General features: G+C 55.0%; 1 tRNA gene and 2 rRNA genes (1 of these 3 cut by a window edge). All 3 read left to right on the top strand.

Annotated elements, in window-relative coordinates:
• Nucleotides 1-2,161, top strand: a 23S ribosomal RNA gene (locus M3N55_RS16460); it begins 761 nt to the left of the window's first position.
• A gap of 119 nt (nucleotides 2,162-2,280) precedes the next feature.
• Nucleotides 2,281-2,395: ribosomal RNA gene (gene rrf / locus M3N55_RS16455) — 5S ribosomal RNA — on the top strand.
• 28 nt (nucleotides 2,396-2,423) lie between these two features.
• Nucleotides 2,424-2,500 (top strand) — tRNA-Met (locus M3N55_RS16450).

Below are 2,500 nucleotides of genomic sequence, written 5' to 3'. Positions count from 1 at the left end.
TTGAGTTAGATGGATCAGACCCGAAACCGAGTGATCTAGGCATGGTCAGGCTGAAGGTTGGGTAACACCAACTGGAGGGCCGAACCCACATCCGTTGAAAAGGATCGGGATGAACTGTGCCTAGGGGTGAAAGGCCAATCAAACTCGGAGATAGCTGGTTCTCCGCGAAATCTATTTAGGTAGAGCGTCGAGCGAATACCCCGGGGGGTAGAGCACTGGATGGGTAATGGGGCCCCACAGGCTTACTGATCCTAACCAAACTCCGAATACCCGGGAGTACTACTCGGCAGACACACGGCGGGTGCTAACGTCCGTCGTGAAGAGGGAAACAACCCTGACCTACAGCTAAGGCCCCTAATTCATGGCTAAGTGGGAAAGCAGGTGGGACGACCAAAACAACCAGGAGGTTGGCTTAGAAGCAGCCATCCTTTAAAGATAGCGTAACAGCTCACTGGTCTAAATAAGTTGTCCTGCGGCGAAGATGTAACGGGGCTCAAGCCATGAGCCGAAGCTTAGGATGCACGTAAGTGCGTGGTAGCGGAGCGTTCTGTTCTGTACTTCTTGCGTCTTGTGATCCCCTCGGGGGTCATCGGACGCATCAGAAGTCTGCTGTGAAGCCGGCCCGTGAGGGACCGGTGGAGCGTTCAGAAGTGAGAATGTTGACATGAGTAGCGACAAACAGGGTGAGAGACCCTGTCGCCGAAAGTCCAAGGGTTCCTGCTTAAAGCTAATCTGAGCAGGGTAAGCCGGCCCCTAAGGCGAGGCCGAAAGGCGTAGTCGATGGGAACGAGGTTAATATTCCTCGGCCGTGAGGTGGTGACGGATCTGAAACGTAGTTCGATCTTACTGGATTGATCGGGCTGCCAACAGGTTCCTGGAAATAGCCCCTCTACAAGACCGTACCCGAAACCGACACAGGTGGACTGGTAGAGAATACCAAGGCGCTTGAGAGAACCATGTTTAAGGAACTCGGCAAAATACCTCCGTAAGTTCGCGAGAAGGAGGCCCGGACATTGCGCAAGCAGTGGCCGGGGGCACAGACCAGGGGGTGGCGACTGTTTACTAAAAACACAGGGCTCTGCGAAGTCGTAAGACGACGTATAGGGTCTGACGCCTGCCCGGTGCCGGAAGGTTAAAGGGAGGAGTGCAAGCTCCGAACTGAAGCCCCGGTAAACGGCGGCCGTAACTATAACGGTCCTAAGGTAGCGAAATTCCTTGTCGGGTAAGTTCCGACCTGCACGAATGGCGTAACGACTTCCCCGCTGTCTCGAACATGGACTCAGCGAAATTGAATTGCCTGTCAAGATGCAGGCTTCCCGCGGTTAGACGGAAAGACCCCGTGCACCTTTACTACAGCTTCACACTGGCATCAGGATTGCGATGTGCAGGATAGGTGGTAGGCTTTGAAACCGGAACGCCAGTTCCGGGGGAGCCTCCCTTGAGATACCACCCTTCGCACTCTTGATGTCTAACCGCGATCCTTGAACCAGGATCCGGGACCCTGTGTGGCAGGTAGTTTGACTGGGGCGGTCGCCTCCCAAACAGTAACGGAGGCGTGCGAAGGTGGGCTCAGAGCGGTCGGAAATCGCTCGTTGAGTGCAATGGCATAAGCCCGCCTGACTGCAAGACTGACAAGTCGAGCAGAGACGAAAGTCGGCCATAGTGATCCGGTGGTCCCGAGTGGAAGGGCCATCGCTCAACGGATAAAAGGTACGCCGGGGATAACAGGCTGATGATGCCCAAGAGTCCATATCGACGGCATCGTTTGGCACCTCGATGTCGGCTCATCTCATCCTGGGGCTGGAGTAGGTCCCAAGGGTACGGCTGTTCGCCGTTTAAAGAGGTACGTGAGCTGGGTTTAGAACGTCGTGAGACAGTTCGGTCCCTATCTGCCGTGGGTGTTGGAGACTTGAGAGGAGTTGCCCCTAGTACGAGAGGACCGGGGTGAACGTTCCACTGGTGGACCTGTTGTGGCGCCAGCCGCAGCGCAGGGTAGCTATGAACGGACAGGATAACCGCTGAAAGCATCTAAGCGGGAAGCCCCCCTCAAAACAAGGTCTCCCTTGAGAGCCGTGGTAGACCACCACGTCAATAGGCCGGAGATGTACGCGCAGCAATGCGCTCAGTCGACCGGTACTAATCGCTCGATCGGCTTGATTTGTTCCAGTAACAACCAGACCAAATCAACCAAGACACAAAAGCACGACTTAAATAGTCATACAAAAAACACCGACGTGTATCTCTCAACCGATGCAAATTATGCAACGGTTGATTAGCCGGTTTGGTGGCAATAGCGCGAGCAATACACCCGATCCCGTCCCGATCTCGGAAGTTAAGTGCCGCCGCGGCAATGGTACTGCGTCTCAAGACGTGGGAGAGTAGCTCACCGCCAAACCTGATAATCAACCAGTCCATAATACCAACGCGGGGTGGAGCAGCCAGGTAGCTCGTCAGGCTCATAACCTGAAGGTCACAGGTTCAAATCCTGTCCCCGCAACCA

The sequence above is a fragment of the Roseinatronobacter domitianus genome (genome assembly GCF_023336755.1).
GTDB lineage: Bacteria > Pseudomonadota > Alphaproteobacteria > Rhodobacterales > Rhodobacteraceae > Roseinatronobacter > Roseinatronobacter domitianus.
Note: the sequence above shows the minus strand (reverse complement) of the source record. Positions and strands in the feature narration are given on the sequence as shown.